This window comes from Yoonia sp. R2-816 (genome assembly GCF_046762905.1).
GTDB lineage: Bacteria > Pseudomonadota > Alphaproteobacteria > Rhodobacterales > Rhodobacteraceae > Yoonia.
In genome coordinates this window covers 86,213-107,550 of the sequence record NZ_JBKQXN010000311.1, presented here as the reverse complement: position 1 = coordinate 107,550, position 21,338 = coordinate 86,213, and the positions used below count along the sequence as shown (strand labels likewise).

The following is a 21,338-nucleotide window of genomic DNA, read 5'->3' as shown; positions in this document are numbered from 1 at the left end:
TCAGACCCTGCTCATGTAATCAGCGTCGAACACCCCCGGCAGCAGATCAGCCACGGTGGTTTCCAGCGTCACCCCATCCACCGTGGTCAGGGTCACCTTCACATCGCCCTTGGCGAATTCCGCAATCTTCTGGCGGCAGCCACCACAAGGGCTGATCGGCTTGGGGCTATCTGCGATCACGGCGATTTCTGCAATCTCGGTATCGCCTCCGGCGACCATGGCGGCAATCGCGCCGGCCTCTGCACAGGTGCCTTCGGGATAGGCCACGTTTTCCACATTGCAGCCTGCATAAACAGTGCCGGACACCGCCCGCAAAGCCGCCCCAACCTTGAATTTCGAATAGGGGGCGTGGGCATTTTCGCGCACCTGTCGGGCGGTGTCGATCAGGGACATGGGGCCTCCGGTAATGTTTCATGCCAGAGTGAAGCCGGACGCGCGGGGATGCAAGGGGAACCGAAACGGCCATGAAGGGGTTGAAGGAATGACAGAACAAAGGAGTTCAACGATGGCAACCCCACCCAAAACCGTCCTCGACGATCCCGATGCATCAACCCCGCATGATCCCGATGCGCCAATGACCGGCGATCAGGCCGATATCCTGCGGGTTCTGTGCGAAAACGCGGGCGAACCTTTCGATGCATCCCTGACCCAGGCACAGGCGCTGCAACGGATCGAAGCGTTGCGCGGGCATCTGAACGATACTCAGAACCTCTGATCGGTCTTGAACGCTCCGGGCAAGGTCACCTCCAGCAATTCGATGTCCTCTGAAGGGTCGGCATAACGGGTGGCCATCCCCGGCGGGATGACAAACGCATCGCCGGGCGCCAGTGTATAGGGGTCCTTGCCCTCCCCCTCCAAAATCATCTGCCCGGCCATCACAAAGGTGAAATGAATATCGGCGTCATGCGTGGTCCAGACCGGATCGCCCTGACCCCGCCTGAACACCTGCACACCGGCCACGTTCCTTGTATTTACGGCAATGGTCGTATCCCGCGCAACAAACCCCGGCAGACGCGACGCCTGCCAATCCGCATCCTTGGCCTGATTGAACACAAATTTCTGCCCCTGCCATTCGCGATCCGGGCGCAGATGCGGGGTTGGCAATTCCATCACATGATCAATCTCGGTGATATGCTCGGCGGGCACCCCGATCTCAATCACCTCGATCCCGTCAGACGCTTCCAGCACGCGGTGCCGGATTTCCGGCGGCTGAATGAAACAATCCCCCGCGGTCAGGCGGATCGGCGGGCCCTGATCCTCGTAGACCACATCAACCCAGCCACGATAACAAAAAATCAGCTGAAACCCGACCTTGTGGAAATGCACCATATCCGGCACCGGACCACCATCGGGAATCCGGATATGGCTGGCAATGATCGACCCGCCCAACCGCGTGGGGATCAGATCGCGATACTGCATGCCCGCGCGGCCAATCACCCAAGGGGCCTGATCGGCAAGGCGGCGGACGACAAAGGCATGATCGGTCTCAGGCAGCAGCAGCGGCGGGTTCAGCGGATGGATTTCCACCTGCGTGCCACCTGGCGCTGTTAGTTCCTTTTGACCTTCCGCAAAACAAGGATCATCCGTCAATACACGCAAGCGTCCGGGCGCACCCGCCCCCTGCTCCAACCTGACCCGAACACCGTGGCCGGAATAGACGGCCACAGACGGGTCATCGGCCGGATAGATCATATCCAGACGCATATTCAGAACCTTGCCAAAAAACCCAAGATCGGCCCGCAAATCGGTCGTGGGCAGGCAAATCTCGGCCCGGATATCGTGCTCTGATGTCATACCTCGCACCCTGTGGCCGGGTGGAATGATTTGCAAGGGCTTGCAAACCATGCTTAATCATCCCACGGCTTTTCCAAGGAAATGCAAAATGGTTTAATATTAAACCATATCGGGAGGGACAGATGCCAGACGACGCCAAAGAAGGCCTGCGACAGGCCGCACTCGATTATCACCAGTTCCCCAAACCCGGCAAATTGGAAATCAGGGCAACCAAACCGTTGGCCAATGGCCGCGACCTTGCGCGCGCCTATTCACCCGGCGTGGCCGAGGCGTGTCTGGAAATCAAGGCAAACCCTGAAACCGCCCGCGACTACACCGCGCGGGGTAATCTGGTTGCAGTCGTGACCAACGGCACCGCCGTTCTGGGCCTTGGCAATATCGGCGGGCTGGCATCCAAGCCGGTGATGGAAGGCAAGGCGGTCCTGTTCAAGAAATTCGCCAATATCGACTGTTTCGATATTGAACTGAACGAACCCGACCCCGAAAAGCTGGCTGATATCGTCTGCGCGCTGGAACCCACATTCGGGGCGATCAACCTCGAAGACATCAAGGCCCCCGACTGTTTCATCGTCGAAAAACTGTGCCGCGAACGGATGAACATCCCCGTCTTCCACGACGACCAGCACGGGACCGCAATCGTCGTCGGGGCCGCCGCCACCAACGCCCTGCAGGTCGCAGGCAAGACATTCGAAGATATCAAGATCGTCAGCACCGGCGGCGGGGCAGCAGGCATCGCCTGCCTGAACATGCTGCTGAAACTGGGCGTCAAACGCGAAAACGTCTGGCTCTGCGACATCGAAGGGCTGGTTTATGGAGGGCGTGAAAAGGACATGACTCCGCAAAAGGCGGAGTATGCCCAAGGAACCGAACCCGCGACGCTGATGGATGTGATCGAAGGCGCCGATCTCTTCCTTGGCCTGTCCGGCCCAGGCGTCCTGAAACCCGACATGGTCGCGAAAATGGCCAAGCGCCCGATCATCTTTGCCCTTGCCAACCCAACCCCGGAAATCAGCCCGGAGGACGCGCGCGCCGTCACGCCGGACGCGATCATCGCCACGGGCCGCAGCGATTTCCCCAATCAGGTCAATAACGTCCTCTGTTTCCCTTTCATCTTCCGCGGCGCGCTGGATGTGGGCGCCACGACCATCAATGACGAAATGAAAATCGCCTGCGTCGAAGGTATCGCCGCCCTCGCCCGCGCCACCACCAGCGCAGAGGCCGCAGCCGCCTACCAAGGCGAACAACTGACCTTTGGGGCAGATTACCTGATCCCCAAACCCTTTGATCCACGCCTGATGGGCGTTGTGGCCAGCGCAGTGGCGAGGGCTGCCTGCGAAACCGGCGTCGCGACGAGACCCATTGAGGATATGAAGGCCTACAAGAGCAAGCTGGACGGGTCCGTCTTCAAATCCGCGATGATCATGCGGCCCGTTTTTGATGCCGCCCGCACCGCCGAACGCAAGATCGTCTTTGCCGAAGGCGAAGACGAACGGGTTCTGCGCGCCTCACAGGCGATCATGGAAGAAACCACCGACACGCCGATCCTGATCGGCCGACCCGAAGTGATTGAACGACGCTGCGAACGCGCCGGCCTCAAGATCCGCCCCGGCATCGATTTCAGCATCGTGAACCCCGAAAACGACCCCCGCTACCGCGACTACTGGGAAACCTATCACAGCCTGATGGCGCGGCGCGGCGTGACCCCGGATCTCGCCAAGGCGATCATGCGCACCAATACCACCGCCATCGGGGCCGTGATGGTTCACAGGGGCGAGGCCGACAGCATGATCTGCGGCACATTCGGACAATTCCTGTGGCACCTGAACTATGTCGCGCAGATCCTTGGCACCAAAGACCTGCACCCGGTCGGTGCGCTCTCACTGATGATCCTCGAAGACGGACCGCTCTTCGTGGCCGACACACAGGTTCACGCGGAACCAACCCCGGAACAGATCGCCGAAACGGTCATCGGAACAGCACGCCATGTGCGCCGTTTCGGGGTGGAACCGAAAATCGCGCTTTGCTCGCACAGCCAGTTCGGCAATCTCGATTGCGATACAGGCCGCCGCATGCGGGCGGCCATGGCAATCCTCGACAGTACGCCCCGCGATTTCGCCTATGAAGGCGAAATGCATGTGGATGCGGCCCTTGATGTCGAACTGCGCAACCGGGTCTTCCCCGAAGCACATCTGCCGGGTGCTGCCAACGCACTCATCTTCGCCAATACCGACGCGGCATCGGGCGTGCGCAACGCGCTCAAGATGAAAGCCGGCGGGCTTGAGGTCGGACCGATCCTGATGGGCATGGGCAACCGCTGTCATATCGTGACACCGTCGATCACCGCACGTGGGCTTCTGAACATGTCCGCGCTGGCAGGCACACCGGTGGCCCACTATGGCTGACCTGACGCCGGTTTTCCTCTGCTTCAAATGGGGCAAGGGCTATCCGTGCAAATACACCAATATCCTCTACCGGGCGCTCAGCGATATCATGACGGGCCCCTTCCGGCTGATCTGCCTGACCAATGGCCGCTTTGCCGTTTATTCAAAGTCATCTGCGTCTTGGGCGAACGCGTAGACCGACCCACAAAGCAAGATCAGAATTCCCATCAACCCGAACGCCAATCGGTATTGGGCCTCGATCCCGAAGCCCATGCTGGCAGCAAGATCAAGGACACCACCAAAGCCAAGTTGCATTGCCGGTATGGCCGCAACAGAAACAAGCGACAGCAAGGTGGAGGCACGACCAAGCATACGGTCCGGGACCGCTCGTCTCATATGTGCGCCTAACGGGACGTAGAACTGCTGAAGGAAGACCATCGCCAATAAGAGCGCAATTGATGTTTGCGCGCTTAAGCCGTTCAGCCCAGCCAGAAGGATCAGCATAAATCCCGACAGGCCGACAGCGACCAGAACGATGCGCTTTCTCGACTTAGCCCTGCGATCCAAAAGCCCAAAGACATAACCCGCGACAATCGTGGCGGAAAAGAAAAGCAATAGAACAGCGCCGGCCTGCTCTGCGGAAAGCCCGGTGACATCCTGCAAGTATGGGCCACCCCACAGACCGGTGATCGTGGTGATCGGCGCATATGTCACCGCACCCAGCACGAGGATTCTGAGGAATTCTGGTCGCGATAGGAGTGTCAGAAACCCTTGTTTGCCAACATCCGGATCCGACTCAACTGTTTCTGGCGCACCTCGTCGCACCGAACCAAACACGACAACGGATAGCAGAAGCGTAGTCGCAGCCACAGTCGCGAAAACGACGGACCACGAAACGCGCTCAAGAACGAAGGCAAGAGGATACGTCCCGATCAAACCTCCAATCCCGCCAAGAGTGACAACTAGCCCGCTGATGTATCCAAAGTCACTGCCTGTAAAATTTCGCGCAATGATGAGGTGTGTCGCAGCCCCCATTGCGGCTGATCCGATCCCGATCAGAACTCTCGAAAGAAACATTGCGTCGAAGCTGTCTGCAAAGGCAAAGATGGCGGTCCCGACAGCGATAATTAGAATACACAAACTCAGAACGGGGCGTGGTCCCTTCTTGTCCAACGCTACGCCAAATGGCACCTGCGCCAAAATCGTGGCGAAGAACATTGCCGACACCAACCCACCGATGGTCGCGGCCGAAAGCGCAAACCGATCCATCAAGATCGGTGTAAACACGCCTCCTGACGCTCGGTGAAACTGACCAAGCGCGAATATCCCAACACAGATCAATAGAACGATGATCTGGTGCGAGTTGTATCGGGGTGAAGACATATCGCAGAGTTAAATGGTAAAACCGGCCATTCGACAAGGCGCAGACATCCAGTAGGGCTGGGCTCTTCCGCCCGCTTTCGCCGCGTTTATACCAAGGTCCGCTTTGCCGGTTTCACATTTTGGGTCAGTTGGTGACGTGAAAGTCAAAGTCATCTGACATTCTACAACAGATTTCAAGGACATCGCCCCGGCCGATCTGAACCCCTGATACAAGCCAAAGTGTGCTCCCTTTCCGGCGCCACCCGTTCTGTCGTCCGGTCAATTTTTTGACTCTTTCTGTCCCGTTTCACACCTCTCGCGTTGCCTGCGTCATTTTGCGGGCGTAACACATGGTCCAGATTGTTTGGGGAGGAACAGGAATGGGTTACGCTGACGTCTACACCGCATGGCAGAACGATCCGGAAGGCTTCTGGATGGAACAGGCCAAGGCGATTGACTGGGTGACACCGCCGCAGAAGGCGCTGGATGACAGCAAGGCACCTCTCTACCGCTGGTTCACCGATGCCGAGGTCAACACCTGTTACAACGCCGTGGACCGGCATGTGGAAAACGGGCGCGGCAATCAGGCGGCAATCATCTATGACAGCCCGATCACCAACACCAAACGCACCATCACCTATGCCGATCTGCAGACCCGCGTTGCGTCGCTTGCCGGGGCACTACGGGCGAAGGGTGTCAAAAAGGGCGACCGCGTCATCATTTACATGCCCATGATCCCCGAAGCGCTCGAGGCGATGCTGGCCTGCGCCCGTCTCGGCGCCATCCACTCAGTCGTATTCGGTGGTTTCGCCGCAAATGAACTAGCCGTGCGCATCGACGATGCCACACCCAAGGCGATCATCGCCGGCTCCTGCGGGGTCGAACCGGGGCGGGTCGTACATTACAAACCCCTGCTCGATGGCGCCATCGCACTGGCCACCCATAAACCCGATTTCTGCGTGATTTTTCAGCGCGAACAAGAGGTCGCCGAACTGATCCCCGGGCGCGACCATGACTGGCACGCCTTTCAGGCCGGTGTAACGCCCGCCGAATGCGTGCCCGTGAAGGGCGACCACCCGGCCTATATCCTTTATACCTCCGGCACCACCGGCGCGCCCAAGGGCGTTGTGCGCCCCACCGCCGGGCATCTGGTCGCGCTGAACTGGACGATGAAATCAATCTACAACGTGGACCCCGGCGATGTGTTCTGGGCCGCCTCCGATGTGGGCTGGGTCGTGGGCCACAGCTACATCTGCTACGCCCCTCTGATCCACGGCAACACTACTGTGGTGTTCGAAGGTAAACCGGTCGGCACCCCCGACGCAGGCACATTCTGGCGGGTCATCGAAGAACATAAGGTGCGGTCCTTCTTCACCGCCCCCACCGCCTTCCGCGCGATCAAGCGCGAGGACCCGACCGGCGAGATGATCAAGAACTACGACATCTCGCACCTGCGCGCGCTCTACCTGGCAGGCGAACGGGCGGACCCCGACACGATCGAATGGGCACAGCGGGTCATGAACGTCCCGGTCTACGACCACTGGTGGCAGACCGAAACCGGCTACACCATCGCCGGCAACCCGGCAGGGATTGAGGCGCTGCCGGTCAAGATCGGCTCTCCCACCGTCGCCATGCCCGGCTATGACGTGCAAATCCTCGACGAAGGCGGCAACCCGATGAAACCCGGCGAACTCGGCGCCATCGCCGTCAAGCTCCCCCTGCCCCCCGGCACGCTGCCGACACTCTGGAACGCTGACGACCGGTTCATCAAAAGCTACCTGACCACCTTCCCCGGCTACTACGAAACCGGCGACGCCGGCATGATCGACGAAGACGGGTACCTCTATATCATGGCGCGCACCGATGACGTGATCAACGTGGCCGGGCACCGGCTGTCCACCGGTGCCATGGAAGAGGTGCTGGCCAGCCACCCCGACGTCGCCGAATGCGCCGTGATCGGTGTGACCGACACACTGAAAGGACAGTTGCCCATGGGGTTCGTCTGCACCAACAAGGGCACGGACAAATCGGACGACGATATCAAGGCCGAATGCATCAAACTGGTCCGCGACAGGATCGGCCCGGTTGCGGCTTTCAAACTGATCGCCGTGGTCGACAGGCTGCCCAAAACCAGATCCGGCAAGATCCTGCGGGGAACAATGGTCAAGATCGCGGACAACGCAGATTTCAAAATGCCCGCGACAATAGACGACCCGGCCATCCTGGATGAGATCAAAGATGCACTGAAACCGCTGGGATATGCGGGGGGATAGGGTTGATAGTAAATGGCCGGTTTGCGAACGAAGCTGCCATCTACCTAGCAGACCTCAAGGTCTGCAATGGGGGGTGTTGCGCAGTTTAGCCCGCAACTCGCATGCGGGGCGAACCCAACGATTGACTGAAATCAATGCTTCTTTGTCCATCTGGCGTACTCGGGTTCGCACATGCGGTGATCCGAGTCAGCGAGGTCACCTTATGCGAGTTACGTGACAAGCGAGAGGCAGTATGACCAGATCAGGACGGCCCATCGGTGTGACCACACTCATCCTGTTTCATTTGTTCAACCTGATTATCTGGTTCTTTGGCCAGACCTTGGCTATCTTCTATTACGACATGGTCGCAGAATGGGGTTTGCAGGAACCTCGAGTGCTTGTTGATCCCGTGATTGTCGAGATTAACCGGGCGATTGCCATAGCGGATACAATCCTCATCCTACCGCTCTTTCTGATTGCGACGATCGGGCTTTGGGGGATGCGCTTCTGGGGGGTGGTTGCAAGCTGGATCGTACTGGGATGGCTCTGGTACTTTCCGCTTGTCTTCTGGAGCTCTCAGGCTCTCTACGCAGCTGCCGATATCCGACACGCGCCAACCGGGATGGTGGGTATCCTGGTGCCGGCAGCGCTGTGTGTGATCGCCGCCTGGGGTATCTGGTATCTGTACCGAAACCGCGCACTGTTCGACTGACACATTTGCGTAACGCAACTTGAAAGGAGACAAGATGGACGAGTTTTCGCTTTTGTCGCGGATCAGTCTCTACATACTTCTTGCCTTAAACGCCATACTCACCGCGCTCCTGTTGTGGTTCCAGGCACAAGTTCTGATCGGAAAGGCGATGCCGAACCCCGATGGTACGTTCGATGACTGGCATCAGCAACGCATCTTCTTCGGGATCGCTTTTGCAGACCTGATCCTCACCATTCCGCTTTCAATCGCCGCCATTGTCCTCAGCCTTCAGTCGTCTCCTTGGGGACACTATCTGCTGACAATGCTTGGATTCTGGTATGTTTGGACGAACACCATGACCACGGCAACCAGCCTGCGGTTCGAGAAGCCGAAGATAACCCCGATGTGGTTCATTGTCTTTCCGCTGGGCATTCTCCTGGGCTTGGGCATCCTAGTCTGGACGACATTCCACGCGGATGCTCTCTACGGTGTCTGACGGCGATCCGAAAACCAGCAAAGGATCAGCCCAGAACCCAACACGACCATTGGCAGAGAGACGGCGAGCAAAACGACTGGTGAGGTGAGCGCGTTGAAGAACGCCATTGAGAAAAACCCCGCCGCAACGACCAGAAGGCCGCCCGCGAGTTCCCATCTGAAGGAAATGTAGATCACAATAAACAAGGCCAACCAAGGCATGGCGTTCGGCAAATTTCGCAGCATCACGCTAATACCCTGATCTTGTTGTCCGGCACCGGACAGCAGGGCGAAGACAAACCAGAAGAGCGCGAAAACTACAAGCAGCGCCCGCACTGCGAGGCGCAGAATACGGGTTATGCCGGCTGAAGAACTCATGGCTGGTTCGAAGCGACAGCGGTAGCACACCTTGTCTGGCTCAAAGCAATCCTTGGCAAAGCGGTCTCCTGTTTCGGGATGACTGTCGGTCGATCATTTGGCGACCTCGCCGGTTCAGCCTACAGGAACGATCCGCGGCCGCGTTGACCTCGCGCAGTTTTGCCCGAAAAGCGGCCGTCGATGCGGCTTGCAGCATCACGTGGGTATGGGCTCTTCTGACACGTTCGCTACGTTCTGTAGGGAAGGCAGCTCAACTATTTTTTGATTTTTCGAGCAGGCGGCCTGACTTGAAGACCGACGTCATCAGACAGTCAACAGGAGACTACAAGGAAAAATTGAGAGTCATCGATCATAAAGGGTCTAACAGTCAGGTCCCAGGTCAGCCCTGTGACCCGTGTTCAGCGAGCACCTTCTCCGCCGCCGCGCAGAGCCGCAGCAGCCCAGCCTCACCCCCGGCAGGGCCGTTGAACATGATCCCGCAGGATGGCGCCCCGGTGGGCAGCGTGATTGCACAGGTCCCCATCAGGTTCGCGACCCGTGTATTGCGCAGCGCCAGTAGGTTTTCGGTTTTGTAATAGGCATCTTCGGCCAGCAGCCGGTCGGCATTGGGAGGCAGGATGGGCGCAGTTGGCATGATCACCGCATCAAAACCCGCCGTCGCAGCCGCATATTGTTTGCGGATGTCATGGACGAGGTTCCATCCGGCCACGTAGTCCGCCGCCCGCACATCCCGCCCGCCCCGCACCCGTTCGAGGATTTGCGGGAACATCTTTTCCGGATGCGCCTCGACCCGATCCCGCCACCAGCCATAGCTGTCACCGGCAAAAAGTGCGCCAGCCACGTCAAATGCCTGCGTCAGTGCCGGAAATGCCCGTCGGCTGACGGTGGCGCCGGCGTCCTGCAATTCCACGACAGCCTTGTCGAACGCGGCCTTGGGTTCATGCCTCACATCATCAGAGACGATGGTTTCGAGCAGCATCAGGCGCACGCCGGACAGCGTGTGCCCGGCCAGATCGGCGGGCTTTGTTCCTTGCAGGGCAGCCAGCAGCAGGTTCGCATCCTCGACGGACCGGCAAAGCGGGCCGATGGTGTCGAAGGTCAGGCAAAGCGGCACCACCCCGTCCAGCGACAGCCGCCCGTGGGTGGTTTTCAGCCCCACCAGATCGTTCCAAGCCGACGGAATGCGGACAGATCCGCCCGTGTCCGACCCGATCCCGGCCGCCGCCAGCCCGAACGCCACAGATGCGGCCGCCCCCGATGACGATCCGCCCGGCACTGCGTCGGGATCGTTGATGCACGGGGGCGTCGCTGTGATCGGGTTCAGGCCCAGCCCCGAAAACGCGATTTCGGACATATGGGTCTTGCCCAGGCAGACCAGACCAGCGGCTGTCGCCGTCTGCAGCACGTAGGCGTCCGTGTCGGGCACACGACCTGCCATCAGGGCGGTCCCCGCCTCAGTCGCCACCCCGGCAGTATCAAAAAGGTCCTTCCACGACACCGGCACCCCGTCCAGCGGCCCGCGCCGGAACCCCGTGCGGGCCCGCTCTGCCGCGGCTGCGGCCTCGGCCCGTGCCCTGTCATGGGTCACGCGCACATAGATGCGATCGCGGTGTTCATGGGCGTCGATAGCATCCAGATAAACTTCGGTCAGCGCGACCGGGTCAATCGCCCCAGCCGCAATTCCGCGCCCCAGATCAGCCGCACGCTTCCATCGCCAGTCCTGCATCGTCGTCTCCCTGATTTTGGCCGACGGTAGCGGCCATCAGGCGCATGGACAATCCCGGACGGGTGCGCATAGTGCGGCGCATGGAGACGGACATCATCATCGTGGGTGGCGGGCTGAATGGTCCTGCCCTTGCACTGGCCGCAGCGCAGTCGGGTTTTACGGTCACAATCATTGATGCGCTGCCTGTGGACCGGCGCAAGAAGCCGGATTTTGACGGGCGGAGTTATGCGCTGGCCCTCGCCTCGACCCGTTTGTTGCACGGAATCGGAATCTGGGATGTGATCAGCGATCACGCCCAGCCGATGCTGGAGATCAAGGTGACCGACGGGCGCGCCGGCGAAGGCCCCAGCCCCTGGATGATGCATTTCGATCATGCCGAGATTGAGGAAGGCCCGATGGGCTACATGGTCGAGGACCGGTTCCTGCGCCGTGCCTTTCTTGATGCAATGAAGGCGGACACGCGGATCACCCATCTAGCGCCTGAAACTGTGGTCGCGCAGGAGGTTGATGGGCCGCATGCGACCGTGACGCTGGCCTCAGGCAATACCGTGACCGGCGCTGTGTTGATCGGCTCTGACGGGCGCAGCAGCGGCACGGCGGAACGCGCCGAGATCAAGCGAACCGGCTGGGGTTACGGGCAGACAGCCGTGGTTTGCGCGGTGGCCCATGAGAAACCCCATGGTGGCATTGCCCATCAGTTCTTCATGCCGGGTGGGCCGCTGGCCATTCTGCCACTGACGGATGATCGTAGTTCCATCGTGTGGAGCGAGACGGATGCCCGCGCGGCGGAGCTGGCGGCGATGAACGATGCGGATTTTCTGGACGCTTTGCGCCCCGCCTTTGGCAGTTTTCTGGGGCAGATCAGCCTGGTAGGCGCGCGGTTCACCTATCCGCTGGGGCTGACGCTGGCCAACAGTTTTATCGCAGACAGGCTGGCACTGGTCGGCGATGCCGCCCATGGCGTGCATCCGATTGCGGGGCAAGGGCTGAATGCGGGGCTGCGCGATGTGGCGGCCCTGACAGAGGTGCTGGCCGAGGCGCGCGCGCGTGGCGAAGACATCGGCAGCCCTGTCGTTCTGCAACGCTATCAGCAATGGCGGCGGTTCGACACCGCCACACTTGCCATTGCGACGGATACGTTTAACCGCCTGTTTTCCAATGATAACCCCCTGCTACGGGCCGCCCGCAATATCGGCATGGGGCTGGTCAACGCCGCCCCCGGGCTGCGGCGCGGCTTTATCCGCGAGGCCGCAGGGCTGACCGGGGATTTGCCAAAACTGATGCGGGGGTGACGGGCGACGGGTTGGCGGGATGATGCGGTCGCATTTTCGGCATCTGATCATGTCCGCTTTGCGCTTGTTTTGGTCATCGTGACTCATCAGATTAAACAAGCCCCTACGGAGAACCGCTATGAAATCCCTCATTCTGTTTGTCACGGCAATTGTATTTGTTAGCCCGGCGCTGGCCGAAACAGCGACGCGCGAAATCTTGGCTGCTGCGATGGCTTCTGACCATCCAGTTATTGTCGCCGCACGCGACAGCGCTGGCACAATAGACGTCGAAAGCGGGATTGACGTCAAAGTCGCGGGCGCTGACGAGATTGTGGACATTGGATCGATTACCAAGACTGTGACGGCCATAGCAGTCTTACATCTTATCGAAGACATGGGCATGACGACCCAGGCGACGCTTTCTCAACTTTTGCCGAATGTGCCTCAGGACAAGGCTGAGATAACCCTTCATCAACTGCTGACCCACACCTCTGGTATCATTGAGTCGACAGGCGATGACGAAGAAAAACTGTCACGTTCCGCATTCCTTGAACGCGTATTTGAAGCGCCATTGGATGCCGAACCTGGTGCAGTTCATTCCTATTCAAACGCTGGATATTCCATACTCGCAGCCATCATCGAGCTACAAAGTGGTCTGGATTATGAGGGCTACCTCATTGAGCGTGTGATCCCGAAGGGTTTAGATCCCATCGGCTATGGGCGGGCATACGATCAAGATCGGTCCATAATCAGCAAGAGACTTTGGTTGACCGGATATCAGCGCCTTCACGTCGCTGAAGCAAGCTGGGGTGGCTCTGCACCAGGGTGGAATCTTGTAGGAAACGGGGGGCTTGTAACGACAGCCGAAGGCTTCTTGTCGTTCTGGGCGGCATTTCTTGATGGAGAAATTGTAGGTGAAGATTACGTGGCTGCAGCGCTGGTTCCTCATGTCGATGAGGGTGAAGGTGACACATTCTACGGGTACGGTCTTGTGGTCGAATCGCTCGATGATGGCGGGCTACTTTTTTGGCATGATGGCGGCAATGACATCTTCTCGGCTGAATGGCGTCACCATACCTCGTCGGGAACCACCTTCTTTTCAGCAGGAACGGGCGAGTCCGCTTTTGAGGCAATGGCAAGTATTGTGAAAAACATCCGCTCCTGAGAACGAAGCGACGCTCGCATTGTGAATCGATCAGAGCCGGTTTTTCCTAGAACCGGTCATTCCCGCGTTGCGCAGCATTGGTAGAGATGGGCTCAAACCAACCGTCCTACCCAAACCTTTCCCTCAGCACATTCTTCTGCACCTTCCCCATCGCGTTGCGTGGCAGCGCTTCAGCCACCTCGTAGCGGCGGGGTTGCTTGTATCGGGCCAGCGCCTTGGCCGCTCCCGCCTGCACCGCCGCGATATCCAGATCACCCGCGGCCACCAACACGGCCAGCACCGCCTCGCCCAGATCGTCATCGGGCACCCCGATGACCGCACTTTCCGACACGCCCGGCTGATCATCAAGGACCAGTTCGACCTCTTTCGGGTACACATTGTACCCGCCCGAAATGACCAAATCCTTGCTCCGCCCCACGATGGTGACATAGCCATCCGCCTCCACCTGCCCCAGATCGCCAGTGATGAACCAGCCGTCGGGGCGCAGCTCTTCGGCGGTTTTTTCAGGCATCTGCCAATAGCCCTGAAACACATTAGGGCCGCGCACCTCGATTGTGCCAATCTCGCCGGTTGGCACCTCTGCACCCCCGTGCGTGATACGCAGTTCGACCCCCGGCAAGGGGTGACCCACCGTACCAGCCCGCCGTTCGCCCTCATACGGGTTCGAGGTGTTCATGTTGGTTTCGGTCATCCCGTAACGCTCGAGAATGCGGTGACCGGTCCGGGCGGCGAACCGGTCATGCGTTTCCGCCAAAAGCGAGGCAGAACCGGACACGAACAAGCGCATATGTGCGACCAGATCACGGTCAAACCGGTCATCATCCAACAGGCGGGTATAAAAGGTCGGCACACCCATCAGTGTCGTTGCCTTGGAAAGCCCCGCAATCATCGCATCCGGATCAAAGCCGGGCAGAAACACCATGGCGCCACCGGCGAGCAGGGTGATGTTGGTGCCGACAAACAGCCCATGAGTATGAAAAATCGGCAAGGCATGCAGCAGCACATCATCGCCGGTAAAGACCCAGACATCGCGCAGCACTTCGGCATTGGACAACAGGTTGCGATGGCTCAGCATCGCACCCTTGGACCGGCCTGTCGTGCCAGAGGTATAAAGCAGCGCGGCCAGATCATCAGGCCCCCGGTCCACCACCTCCGTCATCGGTCTCGCGGCATCGGCCAATTGCGCCAGCGTCGCCTCGGTTTCGACCCATGGCGTGATATCCATCACCTCATAGGTCGGCACCCGGTCCCCCACAAACAGTCCGGCCCCGCTATCGGTCAGGAAATAGCGCATTTCCGCGATCGTATAGGCCGGGTTCAGCGGCAAAAACACCAGACCGCGCTGCACACAGGCTGCATAGATCGCGAGCGCATCGGGCGTCTTGGCGATCTGCACCGCAACCCGCTCACCCGGGTCAAGCTGCGCCAGAACAGCGGCAAACTGGCCGACGCGATCCATGAAACCGCCATAGGTCACGCGGCGCCCGTCCGGCAGGTGCAAGAACGGATCAGCGCCGTCTCGATGCGGCGCAAACAGCGCGTCGAACAATATGTTGGCCAATGGCATGCCCCCTTTGGATCAGGCGCATCATTCCCGGTCACCCGGACGGCGGCAAGCACGAAAAAGGTTCACATTAACCTTTTGCAACGCTCGCTAGGCGGCGTCTGCATTTACCACGCACGACCGGCGCGAGACACATTTTGCCGCTGACAAGCTGATTTGGCCGCAGCGATGTGGTTCATCGGCCGGGCAAATCCGCGATGGCAGAGGCAGTCAGGGCGTTCAGCAAAACGTCCAGTGGACGTTTTATAGCCCGCAACGCGCCGCGCCCCGCAGGAGTTTCGCCAAAATTGCCCATTTCTACGTCAACAGAGCTTGAATTAACCCGTTAGTCCTGCGCTCTGTTTCCTGGAACTGAGCAATTTTGACTGAAACCGGTGGCGCGTGGTAAATGCAGACGCCGCCTAGGCCGCTAATGCATCTCCTGCAGGGCCTCTGCCAAGGTATCGAACACGATCCGGATCCGGCGACTGGTGCGCAGTTCGCGATGTGTCGCCAACCAGACCGGGAATGAGATATCAGGATGATCAGGCAGAACCTTTTCGACCAGTGGATCAGCTGCGCAAAGGATCACCGGCAAAACAGCGATACCAAGATCAGCTTTCATCATCTCCCACATGGCGACGCCGCTGTTGCTTGCGGCCCTGAACTGATGCGGTGCGACGGGAAAACCGAACTCCGCCAAGGCCATGATCAACCGCGGGATATCTTCGGCACCGATAAAATCATGTATCGCCAGATCATCGACACTCTCGGGCCGCCCCTTGGCATCCAGATAAGCCGTTGATGCATAAATGTTTCCGGTAAAATCAGCCACCCGGCGGGCAATCAGATCGGGCTGATCCGGCTGCACATGCCTTATCGCAATATCGGCATCGCGTTTCGTCAGGTTCTCAACCTTGTTGGACGCGACAAGATTAATATTGATGCCAGGTGCAACCTCGCGCAGCTTGGCGATGATCGACGGCATCATCCTGGCCGAAAACAGATCGCTTGCTGTGACCGAGACCGTGCCCGCCACATCCTGCGACTGGCCGGAGGCTACCATGGAAATCCGGCTTGCCGCGTCGCCCATCGCCTGCACATGTTCCAGCAGGTCCTGACCCGCGCCGGTGATCGTCAGGGTCCGCCCGGCTCGCTCGAACAGGGTGACGCCCAGTGATTCCTCCAGCGCTGCCACTTGCCGACCCAATGTAGGCTGCGTGGATTTCAAAGCACGAGCGGCGGCGCTTAACGATCCTTCCTCAGCGGTCGCGAGGAAAGCGCGCACTTGATTCCAGTCGAATGAAACAGCCTGCCAATTCATACATTTCTGTATATCGAAACGACGATATTAGGCAATTCATATTATATTTCCGCATGGATATTGTGCTGGCGAAACTTAACGCACTTGACGATGCAACTCATGGACAAAGGAAATGACGATATGACCGCCGCAGCCTTCTGGGACAAAATCGCCCCGAAATACGCCAAGCGCCCCGTCGATGACGTGCCCGCCTACGAGGAGACGCTGGACCGCACCCGCAGCTTTCTGCACCAGAATGACCGCATCCTTGAAATCGGGTGCGGGACAGGCAGCACCGCCCTTTTGCTTGGCCCCAGTGTGCAGCATGTGACAGCGACTGATATCTCACCACAGATGATCGCCATTGCACAAGGTAAGCTGGCCGACGGACCGGACAACATCACATTCCAGCAGGCCACGGCCCTGTCACCGCTGGCCGGTGCCCCTTATGACGCGATCTGTGGGTTCAATATCCTGCACCTGCTGGGCGATCTGCCACGGGTGCTGGCCCATTTGAAATCATCCGTCAAACCCGGCGGATTTGTCATCACCAAAACGCCCTGTCTGGGCGAGATGAATGTCGGGCTGCGCGTGATCGTCCGGCTGATGCAGCTGGTGGGCAAGGCCCCTTATGTCAACAGCTTCACCATCAAGGAACTGGAGGCCGCATTCAAAAAGGCGGGCTTTGATCTGGTTGAAACCGGCCATTTCACCACCCACACCAGCAACAGGTTTATCGTCGCAAGGCGACCCTAAAAGAAAAGGCCCGGGCGATGACCCGGGTCTTTTTCTGATCAATCGTCGTCTTTGCCGTCATCATCCGGCAGATTGAAGAAGCTATCGGCGTCAGACACGTCGCGGTTGTCCTCCTCCTCTTCCTCTTCACCACGCGGATCAGACAGGCTGAAAGTTTCCAGCCCCTCGATGGCGCTTGGCATCTTGGGCTCGGGTGCCATACCCAGCGACTGTTCTGTGCTGACCAGCTTGCGCCGTTCATCATCTGACATGACGGTGCCTTCCTTGGCCTTCTTGGCATTGGCCTTTTGCACGGCGGCGTCCAGTTCGGACTGCTTGCAAAGGCCAAGAGCCACCGGATCAATCGGGTCGATATTGTTGATGTTCCAATGCGTCCGGTCGCGGATCGCCTGAATGGTCGGCTTGGTTGTACCCACCAGCTTTGAAATCTGACCGTCGGACAATTCAGGGTGGAACTTGACCAGCCAATAGATCGACGCGGGGCGATCCTGACGCTTGGACAGGGGTGTATAGCGCGGGCCGCGGCGCTTTTCCTCGCCCACAGCGGCGGGGTTATGCAGCAGCTTCAGCTTGTGCGTGGGGTTCGCTTCGGCCTTGTCGATCTCTTCCTGGGTCAGCTGCTTGTTGGCAATCGGGTCAAAACCCTTGACGCCCATGGCCACATCGCCATCAGCAATGCCCTGCACTTCCAACTCGTGCAGGCCGCAGAAATCGGCAATCTGCTTGAAGGTGATCGTTGTATTGTCGCAAAGCCAGACGGCGGTTGCCTTGGCCATAATCGGTTTGTCAGACATCTGTCTTCTCCTCATCATCGGACAAAGCTATCCCGCACCCTTGAATTGGGCAGACCGCTGATTGGGCCGGGTTCGCATTGTCGGGGAACTTGAAGCCTATATAAGGGCGGCAATCCCGTTAGGAAAGATCAAAAATGCGCCGACTTCTCGCCCTTCTTGCCCTACTTGCCCCACCTGCATGGGCCCAAGACGTGGCCGGAGAGTTCGACTATTACGTGCTGTCGCTCTCATGGTCGGCCAATTGGTGCGCACTGGAAGGCGATGCGCGGCAATCACCGCAATGTGACGCAGACCGTGACCATGGCTGGATCCTGCACGGGCTTTGGCCGCAATACCGTTCCGGCTATCCTGAATACTGCCGCAGCGGTTTCAGCCCGCCGTCACACAGCGATACACGCGCGATGGCCGATATCATGGGCACATCCGGTCTGGCCTGGCATCAATGGCGCAAACATGGGGTTTGTTCGGGTCTGTCCCCTGACGATTACTACGACCTGTCGCGTCAGGCCTACGAGAAATTCACCCGGCCAGAGGTGTTTCGCCAGCTGGAAAATCCCGTCACCCTGCCCGCGAAAGTGGTGGAAGAGGCATTCTTGCGCGACAATCCCACCCTGATGCCCGACCACATCACCATCACCTGCAAACAAGGGTATATTCAGGAGGCGCGGATTTGCCTGGATCGGGACCTGAACCCCATGCTCTGCGGCGATGACGTGGTACGGGACTGCACGCTGGACGATGCGCAATTCGACCCGATGCGTTAGGCGAATTGTTCCCGGATCAGGCGTTCTTCCAACCCATGACCGGGATCAAACAGGATGCGGTGGCGCACGGTGGGCTCTGACCGGATTTCGACGCTGACCACGTTGCGCACCGACTTGCCGTCAGCCTCTGCCATCACCGGGCGCTTGTTCGGGTCGATTACGTCCAGCCGCACCACGGCCCCTTTGGGCAACAACGCACCGCGCCAACGGCGGGGGCGAAAGGCCGACACCGCCGTCAGGGCCAAAACATCAGACCCGATTGGCAGGATCGGACCATGGGCCGAGTAGTTATATGCCGTGGACCCCGCAGGTGTCGCCACCAGCGCCCCATCACAGACCAGTTCGTTCATGCGCAGCTTGCCATCAACCGTGATCCGCAGCTTGGCCGCCTGTGGGCCGGCGCGCAGCAGGCTGACCTCGTTGATCGCCAGCGCCTCGTGCATTTCCCCATCGGCGGTCAGGGCGGTCATGACCAGCGGATTGATGATCTCTTCCTCGGCCGCATCCAGCCGGGCGCGCAGACCATCCGCACCAAATTCGTTCATCAGAAAACCAACAGTGCCGCGGTTCATCCCGTAAACCGGGACATCCAGACCTTGGGTCGCATGCAGGGTCTGCAGCATGAAACCGTCACCGCCCAGCGCCACGATGACGTCGGCATCATGCGCCTCAACATCGCCATAAACTGCGGCCAATTCGCGCTGCGCTGCCTGCGCAATCGGCACCGGGCTGGCCGTAAAGGCGATCTTGGGGCGTGGCATGGACGAATTTCCCTTAAGTTCCGATAAGTTGTGCGGCGATCACACCCGAAACGCAAGTCGCCGATACGAAACGTGGATGACGGCCTCATAAACATCTTGGTCGTTTTGATGCTTTAGAACCAACAATGCTTGGGGTATGAGGGCGCAAATGTACCGCTTCCAAGGGGGGATGCACCCATGAACGTCACCGTGCGCGACGACGGCTTTTTCACCGAAACACTGGAAACCCGCGACCCGGAAATCCACGCGGCCATGCAGGCAGAACTAAAACGCCAGCGCAAAGAGATCGAACTGATTGCGTCGGAAAACATCGTCTCTGCCGCCGTGATGGAAGCACAGGGCGGCGTGATGACCAACAAATACGCCGAAGGTTATCCGGGGCGCCGCTATTACGGTGGTTGTCAGCATGTGGATGTGGCGGAGAACCTCGCCATTGACCGGGCCAAACAGTTGTTCGGATGTGATTTTGCTAACGTGCAGCCGAACTCCGGCAGCCAGGCCAACCAGGGTGTGTTTCAGGCCCTTCTGCAACCAGGTGATACCATCCTTGGCATGTCGCTGGATGCAGGCGGTCACCTGACCCACGGGGCGAAGCCGAACCAGTCTGGTAAGTGGTTCAATGCCGTCCAATACGGTGTGCGCCGTCAGGACAGCCTGCTGGACTATGACGAGGTCGCGCGCCTGACCGAAGAACATAAGCCAAAGATGATCATCGCCGGCGGATCGGCTATCCCGCGCATCATCGACTTTGCGAAAATGCGCGAAGTTGCGGATAGCGTCGGTGCTTATCTGTTGGTGGACATGGCCCATTTCGCCGGGCTTGTTGCCGCAGGTCTCTACCCCTCCCCCTTCCCGCATGCCCATGCGGCCACAACGACAACGCATAAAACCCTTCGTGGTCCACGCGGTGGCATGATCCTGACCAATGACGAGGCGCTAGCGAAGAAATTCAACTCCGCCATCTTCCCCGGCATTCAGGGCGGCCCGCTGATGCATGTGATCGCCGGCAAGGCCGTCGCTTTTGGCGAAGCGCTGCGCCCGGAATTCAAAACCTACCAACAGCAGGTGGTCAAAAACGCACAAGCCTTGGCAGACCAGTTGATGAAAGGTGGGCTGGACATCGTCTCTGGCGGAACCGACAGCCACCTGATGCTGGTCGATCTGCGGCCCAAGGGGGTGAAAGGTAACGCGACCGAAGTGTCATTGGGCCGCGCGCATATCACTTGCAACAAGAACGGCATTCCGTTTGACCCAGAAAAACCAACGGTGACCTCCGGTATCCGCCTCGGTTCCCCTGCCGGGACAACGCGCGGTTTTGGTGAACCGGAATTCCGGCAAATCGCCGATTGGATCGTGGAAGTCACTGAAGGGCTGGCGGCCAACGGTGAAGACGGCAACAGCGCGGTCGAGGCCAAAGTGAAGGCCGAGGTTGAAGCGCTTTGCGACAAGTTCCCGATCTACCCCAACCTTTGAACACCGTAAGATGGGTTTAAACCCATCTTACCGGCGGCTCTGCTGCGGGACCGATCAGACAAAGCCCCGCTGCACGAGCACGTAGAGCACCACAACAAAGATCACGATCAGCGCCAGCGCAACAGAGGCCGCGATATTCAGGACCAACGTCCAAAGCGCCGCACGCGGGTTCATCGCCTTCAGATGCGCCACGATATTGGCATGGGCCCGCGCGGCCCGTTTGTCATCCACCATCCTGCCCAGTTTGGGGTTGGCATTGATCTTTTCCGCATCGATCAGGAACTTCAGATCACGGCGGATCCGGCGCGGCAACCGACGCCCGGCACGACGGGTCTGTGCGCGCAAATCGCGCCCTTTGACCCACATCTGCGTCTCCATCAGCGTGCGGATTTCTTCAATATATGTGGGCAGTTGCTGGGCCATATCAGCCCGATTAGTGCGCTTTGCCAC

The 21,338-nt window shown here is 59.1% G+C and carries 21 protein-coding genes; 11 read left to right on the top strand and 10 right to left on the bottom strand.

Annotated elements, in window-relative coordinates; genetic code table 11:
* The gene (locus tag ACFWW2_RS18290; protein WP_393930415.1) at positions 1-393 is read right to left on the bottom strand and encodes a cytidine deaminase; all 393 of its coding nucleotides are present in this window, start codon (positions 391-393) and stop codon (positions 1-3) included.
* Between the two features lie 112 nt (positions 394-505).
* Here ACFWW2_RS18290 and ACFWW2_RS18285 point away from each other — a divergent pair, with 112 nt between their 5' ends.
* Positions 506-715 (top strand): DUF3072 domain-containing protein, encoded by a 210-nt coding sequence (locus tag ACFWW2_RS18285; protein ID WP_393930413.1) that lies wholly within the window; start codon positions 506-508, stop codon positions 713-715.
* Here the strand turns inward: ACFWW2_RS18285 and ACFWW2_RS18280 are convergent.
* Positions 703-1,794: a cupin domain-containing protein gene (locus ACFWW2_RS18280; RefSeq protein WP_393930411.1), complete on the bottom strand. Its 1,092-nt coding sequence runs from the start codon at positions 1,792-1,794 to the stop codon at positions 703-705. The two genes, ACFWW2_RS18285 and ACFWW2_RS18280, sit on opposite strands and share 13 nt — an antisense overlap.
* A 122-nt stretch (positions 1,795-1,916) precedes the next feature.
* Between ACFWW2_RS18280 and ACFWW2_RS18275 the strand changes: the two genes are divergently transcribed.
* A complete protein-coding gene (locus tag ACFWW2_RS18275) occupies positions 1,917-4,196 on the top strand; it encodes an NADP-dependent malic enzyme (RefSeq protein WP_393930409.1) in 2,280 nt (759 codons plus the stop codon).
* Positions 4,189-4,371 (top strand): hypothetical protein, encoded by a 183-nt coding sequence (locus tag ACFWW2_RS18270; protein WP_393930407.1) that lies wholly within the window; start codon positions 4,189-4,191, stop codon positions 4,369-4,371. Before ACFWW2_RS18275 ends, ACFWW2_RS18270 begins: the two co-directional genes overlap by 8 nt.
* On the opposite strand, the gene ACFWW2_RS18265 is transcribed toward ACFWW2_RS18270, so the two are convergent.
* Complete coding sequence (locus tag ACFWW2_RS18265; RefSeq protein ID WP_393930405.1) at positions 4,335-5,558, bottom strand: MFS transporter; 1,224 nt, start codon at positions 5,556-5,558, stop codon at positions 4,335-4,337. The two genes, ACFWW2_RS18270 and ACFWW2_RS18265, sit on opposite strands and share 37 nt — an antisense overlap.
* A gap of 359 nt (positions 5,559-5,917) precedes the next feature.
* On the opposite strand from ACFWW2_RS18265, the gene prpE reads away from it, so the two are divergent.
* From prpE to ACFWW2_RS18250, 3 genes are all read left to right on the top strand, one after another.
* The gene (gene prpE, locus ACFWW2_RS18260; RefSeq protein WP_393930402.1) at positions 5,918-7,810 is read left to right on the top strand and encodes a propionate-CoA ligase PrpE; all 1,893 of its coding nucleotides are present in this window, start codon (positions 5,918-5,920) and stop codon (positions 7,808-7,810) included.
* 232 nt (positions 7,811-8,042) lie between these two features.
* The gene (locus ACFWW2_RS18255) at positions 8,043-8,501 is read left to right on the top strand and encodes a hypothetical protein (RefSeq protein ID WP_393930400.1); all 459 of its coding nucleotides are present in this window, start codon (positions 8,043-8,045) and stop codon (positions 8,499-8,501) included.
* A gap of 34 nt (positions 8,502-8,535) precedes the next feature.
* Positions 8,536-8,976, top strand: coding sequence for a hypothetical protein (locus ACFWW2_RS18250; protein ID WP_393930398.1), 441 nt, complete (start codon positions 8,536-8,538; stop codon positions 8,974-8,976).
* Here ACFWW2_RS18250 and ACFWW2_RS18245 read toward each other — a convergent pair.
* Positions 8,964-9,290, bottom strand: coding sequence for a hypothetical protein (locus ACFWW2_RS18245; protein ID WP_393930396.1), 327 nt, complete (start codon positions 9,288-9,290; stop codon positions 8,964-8,966). The genes ACFWW2_RS18250 and ACFWW2_RS18245 overlap by 13 nt on opposite strands.
* 421 nt (positions 9,291-9,711) lie before the next feature.
* The gene (locus ACFWW2_RS18240) at positions 9,712-11,058 is read right to left on the bottom strand and encodes an amidase (RefSeq protein ID WP_393930394.1); all 1,347 of its coding nucleotides are present in this window, start codon (positions 11,056-11,058) and stop codon (positions 9,712-9,714) included.
* Positions 11,059-11,102: 44 nt separating this feature from the next.
* On the opposite strand from ACFWW2_RS18240, the gene ACFWW2_RS18235 reads away from it, so the two are divergent.
* Together ACFWW2_RS18235 and ACFWW2_RS18230 are read left to right on the top strand one after the other, a co-directional pair.
* Complete coding sequence (locus ACFWW2_RS18235; RefSeq protein WP_393930392.1) at positions 11,103-12,350, top strand: UbiH/UbiF/VisC/COQ6 family ubiquinone biosynthesis hydroxylase; 1,248 nt, start codon at positions 11,103-11,105, stop codon at positions 12,348-12,350.
* 118 nt (positions 12,351-12,468) lie between these two features.
* The gene (locus tag ACFWW2_RS18230) at positions 12,469-13,494 is read left to right on the top strand and encodes a serine hydrolase domain-containing protein (RefSeq protein WP_393930390.1); all 1,026 of its coding nucleotides are present in this window, start codon (positions 12,469-12,471) and stop codon (positions 13,492-13,494) included.
* A gap of 106 nt (positions 13,495-13,600) precedes the next feature.
* Here ACFWW2_RS18230 and ACFWW2_RS18225 read toward each other — a convergent pair whose 3' ends face one another.
* A complete protein-coding gene (locus ACFWW2_RS18225) occupies positions 13,601-15,055 on the bottom strand; it encodes an AMP-binding protein (RefSeq protein WP_393930387.1) in 1,455 nt (484 codons plus the stop codon).
* A gap of 412 nt (positions 15,056-15,467) precedes the next feature.
* Positions 15,468-16,325: a LysR family transcriptional regulator gene (locus tag ACFWW2_RS18220; RefSeq protein WP_393930385.1), complete on the bottom strand. Its 858-nt coding sequence runs from the start codon at positions 16,323-16,325 to the stop codon at positions 15,468-15,470.
* 135 nt (positions 16,326-16,460) lie between these two features.
* Here ACFWW2_RS18220 and ACFWW2_RS18215 point away from each other — a divergent pair, with 135 nt between their 5' ends.
* Positions 16,461-17,096 (top strand): class I SAM-dependent methyltransferase, encoded by a 636-nt coding sequence (locus tag ACFWW2_RS18215; protein ID WP_393930383.1) that lies wholly within the window; start codon positions 16,461-16,463, stop codon positions 17,094-17,096.
* A gap of 38 nt (positions 17,097-17,134) precedes the next feature.
* Here ACFWW2_RS18215 and ACFWW2_RS18210 read toward each other — a convergent pair whose 3' ends face one another.
* Positions 17,135-17,890: a DUF1013 domain-containing protein gene (locus ACFWW2_RS18210; RefSeq protein WP_393930381.1), complete on the bottom strand. Its 756-nt coding sequence runs from the start codon at positions 17,888-17,890 to the stop codon at positions 17,135-17,137.
* Between the two features lie 134 nt (positions 17,891-18,024).
* On the opposite strand from ACFWW2_RS18210, the gene ACFWW2_RS18205 reads away from it, so the two are divergent.
* Complete coding sequence (locus ACFWW2_RS18205) at positions 18,025-18,654, top strand: ribonuclease T2 family protein (protein WP_393930379.1); 630 nt, start codon at positions 18,025-18,027, stop codon at positions 18,652-18,654.
* Here ACFWW2_RS18205 and ACFWW2_RS18200 read toward each other — a convergent pair.
* Positions 18,651-19,415, bottom strand: a complete 765-nt coding sequence (locus ACFWW2_RS18200) for an NAD kinase (RefSeq protein WP_393930377.1) — start codon at positions 19,413-19,415, stop codon at positions 18,651-18,653. The genes ACFWW2_RS18205 and ACFWW2_RS18200 overlap by 4 nt on opposite strands.
* A 177-nt stretch (positions 19,416-19,592) precedes the next feature.
* Between ACFWW2_RS18200 and glyA the strand changes: the two genes are divergently transcribed.
* Complete coding sequence (glyA, locus tag ACFWW2_RS18195) at positions 19,593-20,888, top strand: serine hydroxymethyltransferase (protein WP_393930374.1); 1,296 nt, start codon at positions 19,593-19,595, stop codon at positions 20,886-20,888.
* Between the two features lie 54 nt (positions 20,889-20,942).
* Here the strand turns inward: glyA and ACFWW2_RS18190 are convergent, their stop codons facing one another.
* A complete protein-coding gene (locus ACFWW2_RS18190) occupies positions 20,943-21,338 on the bottom strand; it encodes a hypothetical protein (RefSeq protein WP_393930372.1) in 396 nt (131 codons plus the stop codon).